The following is an 18774-nucleotide window of genomic DNA, read 5'->3' as shown; positions in this document are numbered from 1 at the left end:
GTATTAAATGATACCAGGAGGTTTCATCTTGTTTGAATTATCGATAAAGAAGCCCGAAGAGCTGCGGAAAGTCGCTCATGCCTTATCATCAAAAGTAAGATTAGAAATTATAAACCTATTAAGTACAAAAAACGCAAATATACATCAACTGGCGGAAAGTCTGCATATTCCAGTTTCAACCGCTGCCTCCCATATAAAAGTGCTGGAGGAATCTGGATTAGTACTGACTGAACTCCGCCCTGCCAAAAGAGGGTCTATGAGGATTTGCACAAGGAATTTTAACGACATTCATATCCAATTAAATGATCCGAAAGAATACTTAAATGAATACGAGAGCTTTGATGTGGAGATCCCTATCGGACAATATGTAGATTACGAGGTAGCTCCAACTTGTGGAATGGCCAATCACGAAGGAAAACTCATTCCAGAAGATCAACCAGGCCATTTCTTCAGTCCAAAACGTACAAACGCCCAGATAATATGGACGAGAAAGGGTTACTTCGAATATAAGCTGCCGCTTGTTATCCCCCATGATAAGACAATAGAAGCCGTGGAAGTTTCAATGGAAATCTGTTCAGAAGCCCCACACTTTGACTCTAATTGGCCATCCGATATTACCGTATGGCTAAATGGGGTAGATATTGGCACATGGACCAGCCCAGGCGACTTTGGAGACCGTCCAGGTATATTGAACTCGAAGCTCTGGGCAGAAACGGATTATACTCAATACGGCACCTTAAAAACGTGGAAAGTTTCTAGAAAAAAAACGACTATTGATGTCTTCCACCTTTCCGATGTCACGATTGAGGATCTTGGATTGGAAAAAGAAAACTTCTTGAGCTTTAAGATTGGTATTAAAGAAGATGCGCTTCATAAGGGAGGGATAAATTTATTTGGAAAGGAATTTGGAGATCATCCGCAGGATATTAAACTAAAAGTAGACTATTCCTGAAATTGAAAAGATAAAAAGCCACACCTTTAACCGTTGGGTTAAAAGGTGTGGCTTTTTAAATTCTACTTTAGAAAGAAGTGAACAATGGATAGCACAAATCAAACATGGGCAGTGATTATTTATTTTACTTTTGAATGGCTGTATAGCCAAAAAAAAAAACAGAATAGTAGAACCACTCTATGAAACATAGCAAACACTAGCTTCTTAAGGTCCTTCTTACTGATTTCCAACTTTTGAATTTTGTATTAAGGACATGCCGCTTTTAATTGAATAAGTAGTATACTCTCGTTGTGTTAAACCACTTGATGATGTTCTTATTTATTCTCTCTTTGACTTAAAAATAAATAAAGACCATAATCAGTCCCTACGGACACATGACCCATTTGTCTTAACATCGCGGTCATATTCCCGCGATGATATGTCCCATGATTTACGACATGTGTCACTAGCTCTGACACACTCGTTTTCATTAAACCACCTGAAGGATTCTCAATTTCCATAGGTTTGTCTACATTCCCCTTTTGACTTAGGAACACCTTGTATCTCTCTGATAATTTTAAAAACATGTCTTCCATTTCATCTATTCCTTTTGACTCTGTTTCTCTTTTTTGCTGAGAAGCCAACTCCAAGGCATCGTTCATACTTTTACCATTAAAAACCTCTATCCATCCAAGATCAGATAGATAAACATGAGCTAATACATTTGATATCGAGGAGAATACACTTTTAATTTCTTGACGATACACCTCTTTTGGAAGCTCTTTTAGTCGGTTAAAAATTTGTTGGTTTGCCCATTCATTATAGTTATACAACTGTAATTCAAGCTCTTCCATTCAAAAATTCTCCCTTTCATATGTAATTTAATTCATATCTAATTATGAACGATATCCTTTTGTTTTCCAATAATTTCAATAAAAAGCTATAGGATAAATCGCAGCTCCTATTTCCGGTTTCTTTTACCCCGGTTGTTGATGATTTACCAGATACAGAAGCAGACACCTCCCGTTTCTGAAAGATGATTGGCGGCTTTTTATAATGGAAGAAGTCGATCCCTTTGTTACAAAACTTTGTGTGGTAGTTCCCAGTATATAAAACCTTCTTTAGAGAAAGTTCGCCTCATCCCTAACTTTTCTAGCACTCTTATGGATGCGATGTTTTCTAAAGAACATTCAGCCACAATTTTATTTACTTTTCCTGAAGCAAAAGCCCAATCCTTAATACCATTTACAGCCTCTGTGGCAAAACCATTGTTTTGAGCATCAGGGTTAATTCCATATCCTATTTCTACAACTTTTTGGTCATTCGGTTTCCCTTTAAAACCAGCATCTCCTATGACAGAGTTGGGATCTTGGTTAATAACAAACCAAACACCCCAACCTTTTAATTCAATATTATTCTTTAATTCATCTAAATGCATTTCAATATGAGGCCCCATTTTATATGTCCCAGAAAAAGTTTTGTAGCTTTCTGGAGTACAAGGGATCATCAATAAGCGATTCGTTTTAATTTCCAAATTCTTTTCCTCCTAATTACTTTCATAATACCTATTATTCTAAATTTTAACTTAATATTCCATATGATATTTTCAAACGGAGTCTTCCGGAATCCTGGTTAATACATAAAAAAGAAGCGGTTCCTCTATTTGTTTGAGAATCGCCCTCCAAATATATAATCCTTGATTTTGAGATACATTCAAGTTAGTTGAATTGTATTTTGTTCAAATTTTCACTAGGTACTCCTGCTTCTATGTAACTTCTTACCAGTTTCCAATCACTGTTTTCATTCTTTTTAGAGCAATTGCCCCTGTTTATATAGTTCAGAGTCGCCTATAGTAAAGAATCCCCCGGTCACACAATAAAAAGCAGCTGGTAAAATCCAGTTGCTTTAATATGTGAGCTATAACTAATATTCATAAAAGGTGCCTCTGATCATGAATGCTCACTTCACCGATCCACTCACCAGTCCTTCCACAAGGTGTTACTTAGCCTGGCTGGGGTACAACCAGTCTGCTTTTTTTACCAGGAATGGCCGCTGATCTACGGATGAAGATTTAAGTGCTGTCCCTCCCCACCATTTATTAACTAAAGGTGAAAGGCGTAAAAAGAATTTACGCTTGACACAATTCCCGCTATTATGTAATACTATATACCAGTAGTAAGTAATACTAAATATTTGTAATACAGAGTACTAAATCACGTCTAGATAAAAATGGAGGTAAAAATGAGTAACTTCAGAGAAATGATGAAGGGAGTACTTGAGGGCTGTGTACTTGAAATTATTAGTCGTGGAGAAACCTATGGCTATGAAATCACACAACAACTGCGAGAGCTTGGCTTCACTGATGTAGTTGAAGGTACAGTTTATACAATTACCATGCGGCTAGAGAAAAACAATCTGGTGAATATTGAGAAAAAGCCGTCCACTATGGGACCGCCGAGGAAATTTTACACCCTTAATCCAGCAGGGCAAGAGCATCTTAAAATCTTTTGGCAAAAGTGGGAATTTGTCTCAAGTACGATTAATGAACTAAAATACTAAATGGAAAAGGAGAAGTACTATGAATATTCTTGATAAAATTATCGGAAGTTTAGATGACAAGCGTGAATGGAGGGCCATGGAGGCACGTGCGAAAGCACTCCCTAGTGAATATCATAATGCTTACAAAGCGATTCAAAAATATATGTGGTCCACGGGCGGTCTGTCTGACTGGGAAGCGAGCAGTAGAATCTTTAACGGTATTCTTGACCTGTTTGAACAAGGTGCAGCGGAAGGGAAAAAAGTTACTGACCTCACGGGTGAAGATGTAGCCACGTTCTGTGACGATCTTCTGAGGGATGAAAAGACCTGGAAAGATAAATATCGCACGAAACTGAATGATACAATTGGTCGTGATTAACAAAGTATTTTGGAGCACTGGCTTCCAATGACCGTACCAAACTGAAAATATGTGACGAGTTTATTCTGTACTTTTAACTCACTGACTTTTGATTATGAAGGGATTATGGATAGAAAAATCAATAGGATATTACTGACTGAATAGCTGGGTAAGAAGAATGGTCACCTACACTATTCAGTTTTCTTTTCGCTCAGTAGTAAGTTATACAGAATATTAGTATCACTTATTAGTGTAGGTAAGTCAATCTAGCTGCAAATGATCGAGCAGTTTATTAATTGAGAAAGGTGAAATTCAATGCTTTCTAATTCTGGGTTAGCATGTGCTTATTATAAGGAGGAGAAAAATAATGGCGAATGCAGTGATTTCTTTAAAAAGTTTAGAAAAGTCCTTTAAAGACCAGAAAGTTTTAAAAGGCGTGGATATGGAGATAAGGCGGGGCGAAATTTTCGCATTGCTAGGCTCCAATGGTGCAGGTAAGACAACGGTGGTTAACATCCTCTCAACATTAATAAAACCTAGTGGAGGCAAGGCTAGTGTTTGTGGTTATGATGTTCAACGTCAACCGGATCGTGTTCGCGAGACCATAAGTTTGACAGGTCAGTTCGCAGCTCTAGACGGGATGCTTACTGGAAGGGAAAACATGATAATGATTGCCAGGTTACGTGGGGTATCTAATTCCGCTAAAGTGGCCGACAATCTGCTTGCAAGGTTCCGCTTGAGTGATGCGGCCAACCGACGTGCCGAAAAGTATTCAGGTGGGATGAAGCGTAGGCTGGACATTGCCATGAGCCTGATTGGAACGCCTGAGGTTATCTTTCTTGACGAACCAACTACGGGACTCGATCCCGAAGCCCGGATTGAAGTATGGAATACAATTAAGGAGCTTGCCGGCGGGGGCACAACCATCTTGCTGACGACCCAGTACCTGGAAGAAGCTGAACAATTGGCGGATCGTATTGGAATTTTACATGGAGGAAAAATTTTAACGACTGGTACTCTTTCCGAGTTCAAAGAGATGTACCCGCCAAAGAAAGTGGAATACATCGAAAAGCAGCCAACATTAGAGGAAATTTTCCTTTCGATTACTGGGAAAAAGGAGGAAATGTAAATGCAAAGTAGAACAGGGGTACTGTTAGTGCGTTTAATGCGAAATATCATGCGCAGTCCAGATACGATTATTACCGTAGCGATTACACCGATTTTGATGATGCTGTTGTTTGTCTATGTATTTGGAGGGGCTATTGAAACTGGCACAGATAATTATGTGAATTACTTATTGCCGGGAATATTATTAATCACGATCGCATCCGGAGTCGCGTACACTTCCTTGCGGCTGTTTACGGATGTAAAAAATGGACTGATGGCGCGTTTCGTTACCATGCCGATTAAGAGGTCGTCGGTATTGTGGGCCCATGTGTGGACCTCGCTTGTTTCCAACGCCCTTACAGTCGTGGTGGTTATTTTAGTTGCACTTCTGATGGGCTTCCGTTCCAGTGCTAATGTACTAGATTGGCTAGCGGTAATTGGAATACTTGGCGTATTTACGTTAGCGCTGACTTGGCTTGCAGTCATTCCCGGATTAACAGCAAGCTCCATGGAAGGGGCGACTGCCTATTCGTATCCGCTAATTTTTCTACCTTTTATCAGTTCAGCTTTTGTTCCCACCGAAACCATGCCTAAAGTTGTTCGTGTTTTTGCAGAGAACCAGCCTGTGACTTCAATCGTGAACTCAATTCGTGCTCTATTGTATGAAGGACCGGTAGGCCACGGAATCTGGATTGCGCTTGCCTGGTGTATTGGCATCATGGTCATCGCTTATATCATAGCCGGTGAAGTCTTTAAACGCCAGTTAGGGTAGGGGCAATAGTTCATTCTCATAATTGTCATGTTGCTAAGAAGCAAGTATTGGGATAGCGTCAGGAAAATGCGGATATACAACGTTAAGTAAACTGGAACATAGAAAAATCGGTTCCTTTATAAAGTTTAGGAACCGATTTTCTGATTCAGTTATTAAGCTAAAGCCCCCATTACTTGAAAACTCGGATTCGAGATATCTTTACTTTTCTTTTACTTTAGCACAACGTTAATTTATGAGAATTCAACCTAACTGGATACTGATTGTATATTTTTATAAACCTTTATCTTTTTTTAAATAATGGCTCTGTTAAAGTTTAATGTTGATAGACTACCGCAAAGTTGGAAGTTCTGTTTGGTTTTATAGAACTTTCAGCAAATTTGAAGCTTATTCATCCCATTTCAAAAGTTCAGCAATAACGTCAGAGCTACCGGGAAGCAATAATAATGCTAACGCCATTACTATAAACCCAATACCAATTACAAACAGAAAAATTACTATTTTAACTGAACGAGGCACATCATTTTTAAGTGCTCCAATTACAATTAATACAATTCCGATAACGAGTAAGAATAAATAATAAAATCCCATCAAGACACTCCTCATAATTTTTTCATCTTTAAAGAACATGTTCAGATATTGAATAAAGAAATAGTTTAATAGCTATTTGGGTAATTTAGATAATATTGTTTGTAGCTCTGTCAAATCGTCAATGACCATATCAGCTTGAGAAAGTTCATCTTCTCGTGCAAAGTCAAAGTTGCATCCAATTGAAACTAAACCATTATCTTTGGCTGCATTTATATCTGAAAGTCGGTCTCCAACTACTGCTCCATTAGTGATGCCGCATTTTTTTATAATGCTTTGGACTAAATCCGATTTATTCAACGATTCAATTTGTTGGATACTGAATGTTTCCGTAACCCATTCATCCAAATGATAATAACTGATAATCGCTTTTAAATACTCCGTTAAACCATTGCTTGCTATGTATATTGAACATTCATTCTCTTTTAAATAACTAAAGACTTCCTTTACGTTAGGATATAAAGCACCTTTACCATTGCTTATATTTTCAATTAGTCTTTCTAGAAAATAAGCATCTGTTTGTTCTCTTTCCTCAACGGAATGATTAGGTAACAGAGTCTCCCATACCTTTGGTAAAGGTACCCCCATAATTTCACGGTATTTATCAATAGGCGTTTCCTTATCCCATTTATTTAACGACTGTAAACGGCTAAAAGCATCATCCAGCGATAATTCCAGTATCTTATCTGTTTGAAAAAGTGTTCCATCCATATCAAAGATTAGTGATTGTGCCATTATCTTCTCTCCCTTTTAAAACATACTTATACGCATACCATTTTTATCCTTGGAATATCGTAACTAAATAACAATCTCTTGTTGATTATCCTGCCACGTTAGTGAAATAGCTATCGTCTATATTGGACAATCGCTCCCTAAACCTGAAGACTCGATATCAAGGAAATTAACCTTTTCTTATTTTATGGGGTAATCTTGAGATCTTGGTTTAAAAGGTGGAATGATGGGTCAACAAACCTCTTAACTCTTTCTCAACCTCAATCTTTAAATCATTGTTTTTTAAATCAAACAGGGTACCAGTCCCTTTATTGGAACCAGAGAAATAATACCAAAGATTTACGGTAGCTGCATAAAACTCATCATCGAATTTTTCACCGTCGTAATCAATCGCTATTTGTGAACGATATTCTTTTTCTAAACAACTTTCATGAGTTAATTCACCAAACTCATCACCATCAATGTCTCTTACAACCCAAATCATAAGATTCTTCATTTGATGATGTTCGAATTCCCTTTCATATTTCTTTGTTAAAGCTGAACATAATTCTTCCGCGAGCTCCTCTAAATCCCTTATTTTCTCCTTCATGTTTCTGTTAATATCAATTTGTGAAACCGCAATATAAGGATCATTATCTTTTGCATCTTTCTTTTTAAAAAGCACATATTTAATTTTAGAAAACATCCTTTACTACCCCGATCTAAATAGGTATCTATACCATTTTTTTCATAAAGATTGCACTATTATTTTCGTATGTAACTTAAATCAAATATCAAACAAAGTAAAGAGCGACCATCTAATATTAGATTAGCCGGTCTTCAATGTGATAAAGTCAATACTCAACTATATTTAGCCATTGACCATCGGGACCAATTGTTATATGAGGGATTTCGTTTGATTCAAATATTTTATAGAGATCAATATTTTTCTTGTTAATATTATTTAAATGATGAGATACATCAAACTTTGAAAAAACTAAAAAATCAATTGTTGTAGACCGTAAGTAAAAATCGTAAACATATTGTTTTTTACTATCCTGTACATAACCTACAAATCCAATGGTTCTAGGAAAGATCCGTAATAAAGGGAACTTTATCTTATTTACTATAATAAAATCAATTGACGGACCATTTATCAGTTCGTCTTCCCACCACTCAGGAATAATCGCATATATATAACAATCTCCCTTATATATATCATTGATTCTTTCAACAAACTCTTGTTCATCTATTTCCTCGTCAAGTAATATTTCCCTTACCTTAGGAACACGTCCCAACCTAATCCCCCCATTCATTCTAGATTCGCTCCCTTTAGTTGAAGACTCTAATTCGAGATAAACCGTTTTTTACTTTTCTTTTTACAACACTAGTATCATTCTTTCTTCCGTGATCAAGAATGTGTTGACACAACATAATTATAATTCTAAAATGACTTTAAAGTCATTTTTGACTCATAAGTCAAAAAGGAGGGTTTTCATGTCTGAAAGAATGGTTAAAAAGTTCAACAATAGAAATAGACTAATTCTAGAAGCAGCTGAAAAACTAATAAAAGACCATGGTTACCATCAAGTGAAAATGAGTGATATATCTGAGAAGCTAGATATTGCGAAAGGGACTCTTTATTCTCACTACCGATCTAAAGAGCAGCTAACCTTTTCCATTGTAAAGCCTAAAATAGACAACTTCTTAACTACTATGGAGCAAATAGATACAAGTACCCTTACTGAAAGCAAAAAAGTTTCCTCCTTCATTGAGAAGGGATTTTGTAGTGACTTTTTCCATTTTGTTTTATCAAGTTTCCCAGATATGGGAGCTATATTTAGTGAAGACCATAACTCAGAACTTAAATTAATTCAGGAAAAGATTATCAAAATCTTTGAACGTGTTATAGAAGAAGGAACTAAAAGCAAAACCTTTCAAACGAAAGCTTCCTCAAATTTTTTAGCCCTTCAACTAATGCAGTTATTTGATCCTTTGATTTATAAGACCCTAGTATCCTCAGGGACCATGAGTTCTAAAGAATTTGTAAATCAGTCTGTTACATTTTTTATGGGAGCGATTAATAATAAAGGAGAATTTTGAGATGAACTATAGCGAATTGAGAACTAAAGAATTTGGAGAAGTGTTTTCTGAAAATGAGTACTATAGCTTAAGGGAATCTTTGATACAGTCCTTTTTGTTTCTTGACGAATCAAATAAAGTTGAGGCTAAAAACCTATTAATTAATATATTTGGACTTAGTGATGAAGAGCTTAACGAGAGATCTACAGCTTTTATACACCATAATTCAAATAAATCTCTTCTTCTTAGTACAATAAAAACCGCAGAAGGTTGGGTCGAAAACTCAAATAATAAAGATATACCCGGCTTACTCAATTTAACTCATTCAGACATCGAGATAATGGGACCGAAAGGTTCTATTAGTGGAAGTCACCATTTAACTGATTGGATAGAGCGCGCCAACCTTCACCTTCATACCCTAAGACGCTTTGCAAAAGGGCACAATATAGTTCTCGAACAGCAAGGTACTTGGTATGATGAAAAAGGGCAAGAAAAAGGGCATAATATCGTCTTTACCTTCATGAGAGTTATTGAAGGAAAAGTTGCTTTCTTAGGAAGATACGACAATAAAGTTGAAGCTTTTCAAGTTAGTGAGTTAAATGACGGAAACCTGATTGAATAAAACAAAGAGGCTCATACAAAGAGCCTCTTTGTTTTAGAATTGCTCCCGATACAAGAACACTTGATTTCGAGATATTCTCGAGTATATCTCAAACTGACGCATCTGTTTGTTTAAAAACTTACTTAATTTTGTGTTGCGATTTCATACCCACAACACAAATACGGAGACACCAAGAAGGAAGAATGTAGTTATAAGTAATAGTGTAAAATATTCTTTTTTCTTGGTAACGAACTTTTCAACTAGTTCGACAGCATTAGATAATCCTAAAGAAAAAAGCATACCAAAAAGTAATAAATTCGGAAAATCAGTTGAAGTATCCGAACTCACTAATCCCGAAATAGATAGGAATAAAACCCTAACAGCAAAGAAAATTGTAAAAGCGCTTAATAGAACTTTTAAAGCTAAAAATAACTTATTACTTTTTCTGTATTTTTCTTGAATCCTGCTTACCAATTTCATATCTACCTCACCCCTATTCGACAACCTTGCCTTTTAACGAAAAGCTGCTCTCTTGTTGAACTATCCTGCACCGTCAGTTTAATTAATTCAATTTGCTATGATTATGTAATAAAGCTTCCTAATAGCCATACGAAATCAATTCAATTTAGTTTCATACATTCTATTATCTGAGTCTCATTCCTGTTAGCGAAAAAGCGATTGCTCGTATTGAACAATCGCCCCCTATTCTGTATTAAAGAACACAAATACTTATACCTTAACCTCATTGGGTAAAATCTCAAATATGCCTGATTAATTTATAAATGAGTTAAAATATTGACTAATTTTCCGAAAGGATCTCTAACATAAAAACGCCGAACTCCCCACGGTTCTGTAGTTGGTCCATAGACAATTGGAATTCCATTATCTTTTATACGAGTAAGCACTTCGTCTAGGTTATCAACTTCAACTGACAAATCAGGTACTGGTGTGCCAGATCCTCCCTCAGATAAAAAACTGATTTGAGTGGTCATTTTCTCATTAGATCCATAGGTTGCAATAAAATCAAGGTCCATTAGTTGATTAAGTCCTAATATTTCCTCGTAGAAGTGTTTTGCTTCGGAAGTGTCCTGCGTTTCAATATTTGCAACAATTCTCTTAACTATCAATTCTACACCTCCATGGTATTTTGAAGTTTAGTATTCAAGTTAACCTACAAACTTGCCTTTATATAGAATAACTTCAGGATTACTGCTCCAGAAACCTTCAAAAAATCAGCAAAAAAGATACAAGGTAATCATCCAATAATTTAGATCAATATCTCGAAACTGAGTCTTCCACAATCCTGCCCGTTAGAAAAAAAGCGATTGCTCATATTGAACAATCGCCCCGTTAGTTTAATAATGAGCCCATAATAAATGGTGCTATAATTAGTAATATAGAAGCAAAAAGAAGTGTAACGGAAACTGTTTTAGGCAATTTCTTTCTTCCCTTTCCGTTATACCAACCCAAAAATTGTAATTTGTTTCTATATAATACAAAGTATAAAACTAATATTGCTAATGCACCGAGCCACGAATAAGTTTCTGTTGGTTCATTGATTGTATAAATGTTTCCTATAATCGCCCCACCTAAGCCACCAAGTAGGACAAAAATAAGTATTACACGCAAAAGTTCTAATAAGGTCCTCATTTCTAATCTCCCACCTCTTTTATTAAAGCCCCCGTTTACGCAAGACTTGAATTCGAGATATATTCCTAATTTTTATCTTTTCTTACCGCCTCAATTTAAGAGTGGGCGTTTGCATTTACACTCTGAAGGTAATATGGATTATATATTAAAATGAAAGTAAAAGTTCGACAAGTGGAGAAATTAGTTTGGAATTAACTTAGATTTTAAATGAAGCCGGTAGAAAATGAATCAAGGTAGTATGCTGGAGATCGGGAAGAAAAGCCATAGCAATTGTTTGTAACTAGCCTAGGGAAACATACAAAAAAAGGGTAATATACAAAAACACTTGTTATTCATACAAGGTGCTGGTTGTTTTCCGAGGTTAAATGAACAGTATCATTCATAAAAGGGGCGGAAATCTATGATACTTCAACCTTTCATTTGAAGAAGGATAGCAGACAAATACAAAAATTGGCTCAAACTATGGGGAGAGCTTTTTTTCACGAGCCCAATTTTACATTTATTTTACCCGAACAAAAGAAGCATAACCTATCTCTGCTCGTTTATGTTTAGGGGACCAAGCATTGAATCCAATAGTGCCGATTATCCCTTGAGTTCCTTTTATCTCAATCCCCCAGCGTATTCCTCTTTTCTCCTTGTAACTATTTGCAAAGAAATATACAAATGCCTCTGCTTGTTCTATATTTTCCAAATTATCTTGTCCATAATACCGTGTTACATTTTCATTTGAAAAACAAGCAAATATACCTTCTGCATCATCCTTCGATATTTCTCTAAGTACCAACCTTTCTGTTTCTAATGTCGGAAACATTTTTTCCTCTCCTTCTCAGCTCTTAAGNCTCGAAGAAATCCAAAAACAAGAGCTTCCTGCCGTAATCACATTTGGCCTGATGGGAGAAAATATTCTGCGAGATGGCTACGAAGTAGAAGAAGCCTGCCGCTTATTAAAAGAAAAAGGCGCTCTTGTTGTGGGGATGAACTGCTTCCGCGGACCAGCAACGATGCAACCATATATAGAGAAAATACGTAATACGGTGGACGGTTATGTAGGTGCCCTTCCCATTCCTTACCGCACAACAGAAGAACACCCTACCTTCTTCAACCTGCCGGACGGCAGCTGTGCTTGTACACTTCCAACGGAAACAACGTTCCCAACGTCCCTGGATCCGCTATACACGAACAGGTATGAGCTTGCTGAGTGGGCCAAAGAAGCCCACAGTATTGGTGTAAACTATTTGGGACTCTGCTGTGGAGCTTCTCCGGCTATGCTTCGTGAAGTGGCAGAAACCGTCGGCCGTACAGCTGTAAACTCCACCTATTCCCCGAATATGGAGAAACACTTCTTGTTCGGCAGTGACGACACGCTGCAGGATCACATCACATCTTATAAGACAAAAGCATAAGTTAAAACGCCTGTCCAAAAATACGGTCAGGCGTTTTTCAAAGCTTTATTCTTTATTTCCCCAGCGACGGTTCCAAATCTTTTTATCCAAGATTCGCCCCCTTTACTGTAAGACTTGATTTCGAGATATTCTCGAGTATATCTCAAACTGACGCATCTGTTTGTTTAAAAACTTACTTAATTTTGTGTTGCGATTTCATACCCACAACACAAATACGGAGACACCAAGAAGGAAGAATGTAGTTATAAGTAATAGTGTAAAATATTCTTTTTTCTTGGTAACGAACTTTTCAACTAGTTCGACAGCATTAGATAATCCTAAAGAAAAAAGCATACCAAAAAGTAATAAATTCGGAAAATCAGTTGAAGTATCCGAACTCACTAATCCCGAAATAGATAGGAATAAAACCCTAACAGCAAAGAAAATTGTAAAAGCGCTTAATAGAACTTTTAAAGCTAAAAATAACTTATTACTTTTTCTGTATTTTTCTTGAATCCTGCTTACCAATTTCATCTCTACCTCACCCCTATTCGACAACCTTGCCTTTTAACGAAAAGCTGCTCTCTTGTTGAACTATCCTGCGCCGTCAGTTTAATTAATTCAATTTGCTATGCTTATGTAATAAAGCTTCCTAATAGCCATACGAAATCGATTCAATTTAGTTTCATACATTCTATTATCTCGAAACTGAGTCTCATTCCTGTTAGCGAAAAAGCGATTGCTCGTATTGAACAATCGCCCCCTTAAATGGAAGAAAGTTGATATATATTTGGTAACTCACAGTTTTATCACCCATACTATTGCTTTTCTTTACAAATATAAACGCCTACGTTTGTATTTTTATTTTAGAGAATATAAAGAAATCCACAGTACTTCTTTTACAAACTCTTTTCAACTTCTGATACCTTCTTTTTTCCCTTTCAGAGATTGTAGACAGCTCTCCTCATCTATCGATTCACCTAAAATTTAAGTTACCTTTTTCCAGCTTACTGGTTTTCAGCTTTCTGGGGTACCATCCACTCCTTTACAGGGAACCAAGCATAAAATAAGAGAAGATGAAAAGGAGGTGACTAATATGACCATTATTAACCGAATCAGTAATGGAGGATTTGAAACAGGAATACTTGCTCCTTGGATAACTTTAAATGCCTCTGCCACTTCAACTTCAAGTCATACAGGCACTTCTAGCGCCCTTTTATCCCCTCCAAGTAGCACAGCTATACTTTATCAAGTTTTTTCCGTAAGTGAAGGGGAAAACTTTGAGTTTCTTGCTTCCTTGGCAAGAACCAACGGTAATCCCAGCCCTCAACTATTAATCACTTTGACGTACTATAATGAAAATTTCAATCCCTTGGCCACAGGGTTAACAATCAATATACCGGGGGATAGACTTTCGGCAGTCGGAGAGTGGTTAGAAGTTTATGGGACTTCTTCTCCTGCACCAGCCGGCACAGCCAGCGGGGTTTTATTGATTCAAAAACTTCCTCGATCGGGAGGATCTAACGTCTATGTGGATGATGTGGCCTTACTGACGGTGGAAGCTATAGGACCAACTGGACCCCGAGGAGCGACGGGACCAACAGGAATTACCGGAACCATAGGACCCACAGGAGCAACGGGATCAATTGGACCGACTGGTCCCAAGGGAGAAACAGGACCACCCGGAGCCACAGGACCTGCTGGCCCTTCTACCCCGATTTCCGTTAATAATCGAATATATGTAGTAAACGAAGTCAGTAACACTGTATCCGTCATCGACGGATTTACCAATAGCATCATCAGAGAATTATTTGTGGATGATGGTCTTTCCCAAGTAGGCGTAAATCCTACCACGAACCGCATTTATGTAACAGCAGATTATTTCACTGACAATGTTTTCGTCCTTAATGGAAATACAAATACTGTCATTGATTCCATATCAGTGGGGGATGGCCCTATTGGAATAGACGTGAATCCTTTAACAAATGGGATTTATGTTGCAAACTCTGACAGTGACAATGTTTCCGTCCTTAATGGAAATACAGATACTGTCATTGATTCCATCTCAGTGGGAGATAGCCCTATTGGAATATGCGTGAATCCTTTAACGAATGGGATTTATGTTGCAAACTCTGACAGTGACAATGTTTCCGTCATTAGTGGAAATACAAATACTGTCGTTGCTACCATCCCAGTGGGTTCTTTTCCTAGTGGAATAAGCGTGAACCCCTAATAAGAAGTTTGTGGCTTTTCCTTGGCCACCTCTGATACATTTTTCTTTTCATTAAGAGCTTGCAAACGGATCTCTTCATCGATTCATCTAAAATCTTTCTGTTTTAATATAACATCTAATAATAATGGATTCATCGAAGGCCCAAAGAAATTGCAACAAAAAATGAACCCCAAAAAACTCTCACCTCCAAGAAATAAATAATCGGATAGATCTCGTCAACGCTTAAAATTCTTAATTTAGATAGCCCCTCCTTCACTTCTTGAATGGTTTTAAAATTCCCTAATACGTAGCTCACTACATTTACATTATAAAGATGACATTTTCCCTTCCTGGGCTTTTGATACTCTGAACAAGATAGCCATAGGCCTGCAGCAGATAATCCTGCCTCGTTTAAGCCATCATAGTAAGCTACCGGGTATCCCTCTTTCTTGTCTCCCGCTCCAATAAATCCATATTTGGTTTTCCACTTTATTTCACCCGGTAGATCAATTTCAGGAAATGACTGGCCTCGGGGGACGAAGTTAACAACTGGCTGGGTCTGAGGAAGAGTTATGCACCAGTCGTACGTCCGGGCGGAAACCTGCGCCTCATCCCCTGATTTACGTGGTATAGAAAAATTTGTACACATATTTTCACTCCTTAGTTTTCAAGAGAATCTACTCTTATTCTAATAGAGTATGAAGCCGTTTCATTACGGCTTGTACATTCGCCTAAAAGTTTAATCGAGAGTGAAGATGCTTTAATTTTTATCACTGAAAAGGCGTCATCTCATCAGCTGATTTTTGATAGTACATCTATCGATAAGAAGTGGCTTTTTCTACACAGCTGCCAAGCAGATTTAATCATGCCAGTCTGTCCCCTTTTGTTCTTCGCTAGCCAACCTAAGAGATTTTTTTAATTTTAGTATCGATTTCGGCTTTATAAAGTCTTTTGTAATAAATAAATGTACATAGTGCATAAAAAGGAGCAGCCAAACTAATAAAAGTTATTCCCGATTTAATTTCTTCTATAGTATAAAGATGAGAATAAAATAAAAAGTAAAATAGCCAAGAAATTAGTGAAGTTGATGCTATTAAATATTGAAATACTTCGTCTTTTTTTCTATCATCTTTTTCCCCACTCACCATAAAACCCCTTTCAAAGATGTTTATACCTTCGTTTACCTTATGTACGAGAGAGAAGGAGTATAGTTTCAAAATGCTAATCATCTCGGTTTCCCGCCACTAAAAATAAGTAAAAGGAGCAAACCTTTTCGCTGCAGGTCTGCCCCCTAAACTGGATGACTTGATTTATAAGTTCTTAAAAAAAATCGGTGTTCATTAAGCGCTTCTTCTGACTTCCCGGTCAGCAGATTTTATTACAAGTCCTTAAACACTTCTTCTTTCATAGCCCAAATCGCTGCTTGAGTGCGATCAAGAACTTCAAGCTTACTTAAAATATTGCTGACATGAGTTTTAACCGTTTTTTCTGAGATATATAGATCTTGAGAAATTCGTTTATTACTTTTACCTAATGTAATTTGATAAAGCACATCTTTTTCACGCTTCGTAAGTTTAAAGCGAGGATGTTCGAGTGGATCTCTTTGCATACCAGAGAGTAAATGCTGTGTGGCTATTGGATGGAGGTGTTTTTCACCTTGATAGGCTGCAATAATCGTGTTTACAAGCCTATCTGGGTCAATGTCCTTTAACTGGTAACCTGCAGCCCCTGCTTGAAGAGCTGGTATTACATGATCTTGATCGGAATAGCTTGTCAAAACAAGAACACGTATTTCAGGAAACCTTTTTGTAATTTCCTTAGTTGCCTCCACACCATCCATCACAGGCATCATCAGGTCCATTAGAATCACATCAGGCTTTTTTTCTTCCACCATGGACAGAGCTTCAGCTCCATTGTTCGCTTCTCCTACGACTTCAATGCTCTTCTGTGTATTTAAGAAAATTTTCAACCCTCTTAATACAATGAGATGGTCATCAACCAGTAATACCTTAATCGTCATTAACCTCACTCTTTCCTATTACACATTAGGGACCCATATCTTAATCTTAGTTCCTTCTCCTGGTTTGCTATAAATATCAAGTTCTCCATTTATATTTTTAATTCTTTCCTTCATACTAATTAAGCCGAGGGAAACGTTAGGATTCACCTTGTCTTGACGAAACCCACTTCCCTGATCCTGAAAAGTAACGCATATCCCCTGGTCATTTTCTTTGATTTGAATGACCATTCTTTGAACATTTGCGTGTTTCTTAACGTTATTCATAGCTTCCTGGCTGATTCGAAATATGGTTTCTTCAAAACGTTGCGACCAATTTGGTATACTGCTTAAATCTAAGGAAAGAGTTAACCCTAAGGAGGAAGCATATTTTTTCAATGCAGAAATTAATCCTTCTTCCAAGCCTATGGGCCGCAGCTGCCATATGAGTGATCTCATATCTTCCATAGATTTTTGAGATGTTTCCATTATTTCTTCGAGCAGTTCAATTAAGTAAGGATCATCTTTAGGGCTAACCTCTTTGGCTCCTCTAGCCGTTAAAGATAATGAAAAAAGCTGCTGGTTCACTGAGTCATGTAAATCCCTTGCTAATCTCTTTCTTTCTTCAAAAATGAGCCAATCGTGATACTTTTCCTTCAGCCGCAGGCTTTCGTAAATTAAAGCTATATGAACGTTTAAAGCTTGTAAAATTTCTAGGTCAACCTCACTTATATCAGAAGACAACGGCTCGGAAAAATATAAAGCCCCTATCTTTTCATCCTTAATCATCACAGGTAAGGCTATACTTTCAGGAGAATTTGTCTGTGTGTTGCGCTCTATCCTCGGCTTTTCCTTTTCAATAGCCTCTTGAATAAGAAAAAGTTCCTTATCCATCAGTGTCCCTTGAACGGGAAGTAAAGCCTTCGCGCGAATCTCCTCACCATGTATGGTGAAAAATCCAACGGTTGACCAGTTAAACGTTTTTCCCTGTTTGCTTACCTGCTCTGAGAGCTGATCAATATCTAAAGCTCCCCATAGAGTACGAACTACTTCGTTTAATTTTATGTAATGATCTGCACGCTTTTGTTGTTCCTGATAAAGACGGGTGCGCTTTACAGCTGTACCTATTTGAAAGGCTAAGGATTGGAGCAATGTGAGCTCGTCTTCAGTGAAAATCTCTTTATTTGGAGAAGCTACATTTAAAAGTCCAAAACTTTCTCCTCCAGCGGATAGGGGGATAGTCGCATGATGAGAAATTCCATTCGTATCCCCCAACTCGAACTTAATCGCTCGATTCAACCTCCTGCATTCGATGATATTAATCGGCCCATCTAATTTTCTATTCCAATAACTATTTAGACAATAGCAGTCTCCCTGACACATAGGCATTTTATTATCCCTGGTTAAAGCTGGCGGAAGGCCATAGTCAGCCACCAGTGTGAAGTGGGACTTCTTATCGCTTAAAAAAATCCAGCCAGCCTCTAACTCTGTTAAATCAAGCAGTTTCTGTAAAACAGTATCTAGCATTTCATGGAGATCGTTCGATCTATTTAATGTCTCCGCAATTACTTTAAGTGTCTTTAAGTCATCTCTATTTCCATAAGTCTGCACTTCATTTCACACCTCATTTATAATCAAACATTTCACGTTTATTTTTTTTGCTTTGGTACATTGCTGGTAGACTTTAAGTGTACATCCTATATATACGGATTGACGTCTTTGATTTATTAATGAGGCATCATTTATGCCGTAATACCATAACAGCATACCTTGATCAAATAAATCAGCAGCCCCGTGTTTTCCTTACAATTGATTGTATTTCGATTTTACTTCGTTAATGCGATCACTG

Annotated in this window: 21 protein-coding genes and 3 pseudogenes; 9 read left to right on the top strand and 15 right to left on the bottom strand. The window is 37.3% G+C overall.

The annotated features are described in order from the left end of the window. The first annotated feature begins 28 nt into the window (after nucleotides 1–28). Complete coding sequence (locus B7E06_RS04905) at nucleotides 29–952, top strand: ArsR/SmtB family transcription factor (protein ID WP_179133959.1); 924 nt, start codon at nucleotides 29–31, stop codon at nucleotides 950–952. 314 nt (nucleotides 953–1266) lie between these two features. Here B7E06_RS04905 and B7E06_RS04900 read toward each other — a convergent pair whose 3' ends face one another. Both B7E06_RS04900 and B7E06_RS04895 read right to left on the bottom strand, forming a co-directional pair. Then, entirely contained in the window at nucleotides 1267–1785 is a 519-nt protein-coding gene (locus tag B7E06_RS04900; protein ID WP_082232938.1) for a DinB family protein, read from the bottom strand. Nucleotides 1786–2009: 224 nt separating this feature from the next. Then, nucleotides 2010–2465, bottom strand: coding sequence for a GNAT family N-acetyltransferase (locus B7E06_RS04895; protein ID WP_082232937.1), 456 nt, complete (start codon nucleotides 2463–2465; stop codon nucleotides 2010–2012). Nucleotides 2466–3172: 707 nt separating this feature from the next. Between B7E06_RS04895 and B7E06_RS04890 the strand changes: the two genes are divergently transcribed. The 4 genes from B7E06_RS04890 to B7E06_RS04875 all read left to right on the top strand — a co-directional run bounded on the left by B7E06_RS04890 (nucleotide 3173) and on the right by B7E06_RS04875 (nucleotide 5706). Then, the gene (locus B7E06_RS04890) at nucleotides 3173–3490 is read left to right on the top strand and encodes a PadR family transcriptional regulator (protein ID WP_082232936.1); all 318 of its coding nucleotides are present in this window, start codon (nucleotides 3173–3175) and stop codon (nucleotides 3488–3490) included. Between the two features lie 19 nt (nucleotides 3491–3509). Beyond that, on the top strand, nucleotides 3510–3848 hold the full coding sequence (locus tag B7E06_RS04885) for a DUF1048 domain-containing protein (protein WP_082232935.1): 339 nt from the start codon (nucleotides 3510–3512) through the stop codon (nucleotides 3846–3848). A 346-nt stretch (nucleotides 3849–4194) separates the two neighbouring features. Further along, nucleotides 4195–4956: an ABC transporter ATP-binding protein gene (locus tag B7E06_RS04880; RefSeq protein WP_082232934.1), complete on the top strand. Its 762-nt coding sequence runs from the start codon at nucleotides 4195–4197 to the stop codon at nucleotides 4954–4956. After that, nucleotides 4957–5706 (top strand): ABC transporter permease, encoded by a 750-nt coding sequence (locus B7E06_RS04875; RefSeq protein ID WP_082232933.1) that lies wholly within the window; start codon nucleotides 4957–4959, stop codon nucleotides 5704–5706. It abuts the gene before it with no gap. Nucleotides 5707–6090: 384 nt separating this feature from the next. Here B7E06_RS04875 and B7E06_RS04870 read toward each other — a convergent pair whose 3' ends face one another. The 4 genes and pseudogenes from B7E06_RS04870 to B7E06_RS04855 form a co-directional block, all read right to left on the bottom strand. Beyond that, the gene (locus B7E06_RS04870) at nucleotides 6091–6294 is read right to left on the bottom strand and encodes a hypothetical protein (RefSeq protein WP_082232932.1); all 204 of its coding nucleotides are present in this window, start codon (nucleotides 6292–6294) and stop codon (nucleotides 6091–6093) included. Nucleotides 6295–6366: 72 nt separating this feature from the next. Continuing rightward, a pseudogene (locus B7E06_RS04865) lies at nucleotides 6367–7041 on the bottom strand (HAD family hydrolase); the annotation flags it as partial. Between the two features lie 193 nt (nucleotides 7042–7234). Beyond that, on the bottom strand, nucleotides 7235–7708 hold the full coding sequence (locus tag B7E06_RS04860) for a hypothetical protein (RefSeq protein WP_082232930.1): 474 nt from the start codon (nucleotides 7706–7708) through the stop codon (nucleotides 7235–7237). Nucleotides 7709–7856: 148 nt separating this feature from the next. After that, a complete protein-coding gene (locus tag B7E06_RS04855; protein ID WP_082232929.1) occupies nucleotides 7857–8318 on the bottom strand; it encodes a hypothetical protein in 462 nt (153 codons plus the stop codon). 181 nt (nucleotides 8319–8499) lie between these two features. Here B7E06_RS04855 and B7E06_RS04850 point away from each other — a divergent pair, with 181 nt between their 5' ends. Together B7E06_RS04850 and B7E06_RS04845 are read left to right on the top strand one after the other, a co-directional pair. Continuing rightward, the gene (locus tag B7E06_RS04850) at nucleotides 8500–9105 is read left to right on the top strand and encodes a TetR/AcrR family transcriptional regulator (protein WP_179133957.1); all 606 of its coding nucleotides are present in this window, start codon (nucleotides 8500–8502) and stop codon (nucleotides 9103–9105) included. A 1-nt stretch (nucleotide 9106) separates the two neighbouring features. Then, on the top strand, nucleotides 9107–9706 hold the full coding sequence (locus tag B7E06_RS04845; protein WP_245807672.1) for a hypothetical protein: 600 nt from the start codon (nucleotides 9107–9109) through the stop codon (nucleotides 9704–9706). A 141-nt stretch (nucleotides 9707–9847) separates the two neighbouring features. Here the strand turns inward: B7E06_RS04845 and B7E06_RS04840 are convergent, their stop codons facing one another. From B7E06_RS04840 to B7E06_RS04825, 4 genes and pseudogenes are all read right to left on the bottom strand, one after another. Further along, nucleotides 9848–10165 carry a hypothetical protein gene (locus tag B7E06_RS04840; protein WP_082232854.1) on the bottom strand — a complete coding sequence of 106 codons (318 nt, stop codon included), beginning with the start codon at nucleotides 10163–10165 and terminating at the stop codon, nucleotides 9848–9850. Between the two features lie 296 nt (nucleotides 10166–10461). Beyond that, on the bottom strand, nucleotides 10462–10812 hold the full coding sequence (locus tag B7E06_RS04835; protein ID WP_082232853.1) for a VOC family protein: 351 nt from the start codon (nucleotides 10810–10812) through the stop codon (nucleotides 10462–10464). 223 nt (nucleotides 10813–11035) lie between these two features. Continuing rightward, entirely contained in the window at nucleotides 11036–11335 is a 300-nt protein-coding gene (locus B7E06_RS04830) for a hypothetical protein (RefSeq protein WP_082232852.1), read from the bottom strand. Between the two features lie 523 nt (nucleotides 11336–11858). Then, nucleotides 11859–12146 (bottom strand): annotated as a pseudogene (locus B7E06_RS04825) (GNAT family N-acetyltransferase); the annotation flags it as partial. 19 nt (nucleotides 12147–12165) lie between these two features. Here B7E06_RS04825 and B7E06_RS04820 point away from each other — a divergent pair. Continuing rightward, nucleotides 12166–12738: pseudogene (locus tag B7E06_RS04820) on the top strand (homocysteine S-methyltransferase family protein); the annotation flags it as partial. Nucleotides 12739–12933: 195 nt separating this feature from the next. On the opposite strand, the gene B7E06_RS04815 reads toward B7E06_RS04820, so the two are convergent. Further along, a complete protein-coding gene (locus B7E06_RS04815) occupies nucleotides 12934–13251 on the bottom strand; it encodes a hypothetical protein (RefSeq protein WP_082232854.1) in 318 nt (105 codons plus the stop codon). Nucleotides 13252–13813: 562 nt separating this feature from the next. On the opposite strand from B7E06_RS04815, the gene B7E06_RS22215 reads away from it, so the two are divergent. Next, nucleotides 13814–14950, top strand: a complete 1137-nt coding sequence (locus B7E06_RS22215) for an NTTRR-F1 domain (protein WP_082232927.1) — start codon at nucleotides 13814–13816, stop codon at nucleotides 14948–14950. 130 nt (nucleotides 14951–15080) lie between these two features. Here B7E06_RS22215 and B7E06_RS04805 read toward each other — a convergent pair whose 3' ends face one another. From B7E06_RS04805 to B7E06_RS04790, 4 genes are all read right to left on the bottom strand, one after another. Continuing rightward, complete coding sequence (locus B7E06_RS04805; protein WP_082232926.1) at nucleotides 15081–15578, bottom strand: linear amide C-N hydrolase; 498 nt, start codon at nucleotides 15576–15578, stop codon at nucleotides 15081–15083. Between the two features lie 253 nt (nucleotides 15579–15831). Beyond that, on the bottom strand, nucleotides 15832–16074 hold the full coding sequence (locus tag B7E06_RS04800) for a hypothetical protein (RefSeq protein WP_143414455.1): 243 nt from the start codon (nucleotides 16072–16074) through the stop codon (nucleotides 15832–15834). A 233-nt stretch (nucleotides 16075–16307) separates the two neighbouring features. Further along, on the bottom strand, nucleotides 16308–16949 hold the full coding sequence (locus B7E06_RS04795; RefSeq protein WP_082232924.1) for a response regulator: 642 nt from the start codon (nucleotides 16947–16949) through the stop codon (nucleotides 16308–16310). 18 nt (nucleotides 16950–16967) lie between these two features. Continuing rightward, nucleotides 16968–18536: a GAF domain-containing sensor histidine kinase gene (locus B7E06_RS04790; protein WP_082232923.1), complete on the bottom strand. Its 1569-nt coding sequence runs from the start codon at nucleotides 18534–18536 to the stop codon at nucleotides 16968–16970. Between the last annotated feature and the right edge of the window lie 238 nt (nucleotides 18537–18774).

The sequence above is a fragment of the Halobacillus massiliensis genome (assembly GCF_900166625.1).
GTDB classification, from domain to species: domain Bacteria; phylum Bacillota; class Bacilli; order Bacillales; family Halobacillaceae; genus Halobacillus_A; species Halobacillus_A massiliensis.
The sequence above is the reverse complement of the archived record's forward strand: the minus strand, read 5'-3'. Positions and strand labels throughout refer to the sequence as shown.

Bases quoted from the DNA above. Each gene is read 5' to 3' on its own strand.
- B7E06_RS04900 (WP_082232938.1), bottom strand. From the start codon at position 1,785: ATGGAAGAGCTTGAATTACAGTTGTATAACTATAATGAATGGGCAAAC.
- B7E06_RS04890 (WP_082232936.1), top strand. From the start codon at position 3,173: ATGAGTAACTTCAGAGAAATGATGAAGGGAGTACTTGAGGGCTGTGTA.
- B7E06_RS04885 (WP_082232935.1), top strand. From the start codon at position 3,510: ATGAATATTCTTGATAAAATTATCGGAAGTTTAGATGACAAGCGTGAA.
- B7E06_RS04880 (WP_082232934.1), top strand. From the start codon at position 4,195: ATGGCGAATGCAGTGATTTCTTTAAAAAGTTTAGAAAAGTCCTTTAAA.
- B7E06_RS04875 (WP_082232933.1), top strand. From the start codon at position 4,957: ATGCAAAGTAGAACAGGGGTACTGTTAGTGCGTTTAATGCGAAATATC.
- B7E06_RS04870 (WP_082232932.1), bottom strand. From the start codon at position 6,294: ATGGGATTTTATTATTTATTCTTACTCGTTATCGGAATTGTATTAATT.
- B7E06_RS04860 (WP_082232930.1), bottom strand. From the start codon at position 7,708: ATGTTTTCTAAAATTAAATATGTGCTTTTTAAAAAGAAAGATGCAAAA.
- B7E06_RS04855 (WP_082232929.1), bottom strand. From the start codon at position 8,318: ATGAATGGGGGGATTAGGTTGGGACGTGTTCCTAAGGTAAGGGAAATA.
- B7E06_RS04850 (WP_179133957.1), top strand. From the start codon at position 8,500: ATGTCTGAAAGAATGGTTAAAAAGTTCAACAATAGAAATAGACTAATT.
- B7E06_RS04845 (WP_245807672.1), top strand. From the start codon at position 9,107: ATGAACTATAGCGAATTGAGAACTAAAGAATTTGGAGAAGTGTTTTCT.
- B7E06_RS04840 (WP_082232854.1), bottom strand. From the start codon at position 10,165: ATGAAATTGGTAAGCAGGATTCAAGAAAAATACAGAAAAAGTAATAAG.
- B7E06_RS04830 (WP_082232852.1), bottom strand. From the start codon at position 11,335: ATGAGGACCTTATTAGAACTTTTGCGTGTAATACTTATTTTTGTCCTA.
- B7E06_RS04815 (WP_082232854.1), bottom strand. From the start codon at position 13,251: ATGAAATTGGTAAGCAGGATTCAAGAAAAATACAGAAAAAGTAATAAG.
- B7E06_RS22215 (WP_082232927.1), top strand. From the start codon at position 13,814: ATGACCATTATTAACCGAATCAGTAATGGAGGATTTGAAACAGGAATA.
- B7E06_RS04805 (WP_082232926.1), bottom strand. From the start codon at position 15,578: ATGTGTACAAATTTTTCTATACCACGTAAATCAGGGGATGAGGCGCAG.
- B7E06_RS04795 (WP_082232924.1), bottom strand. From the start codon at position 16,949: ATGACGATTAAGGTATTACTGGTTGATGACCATCTCATTGTATTAAGA.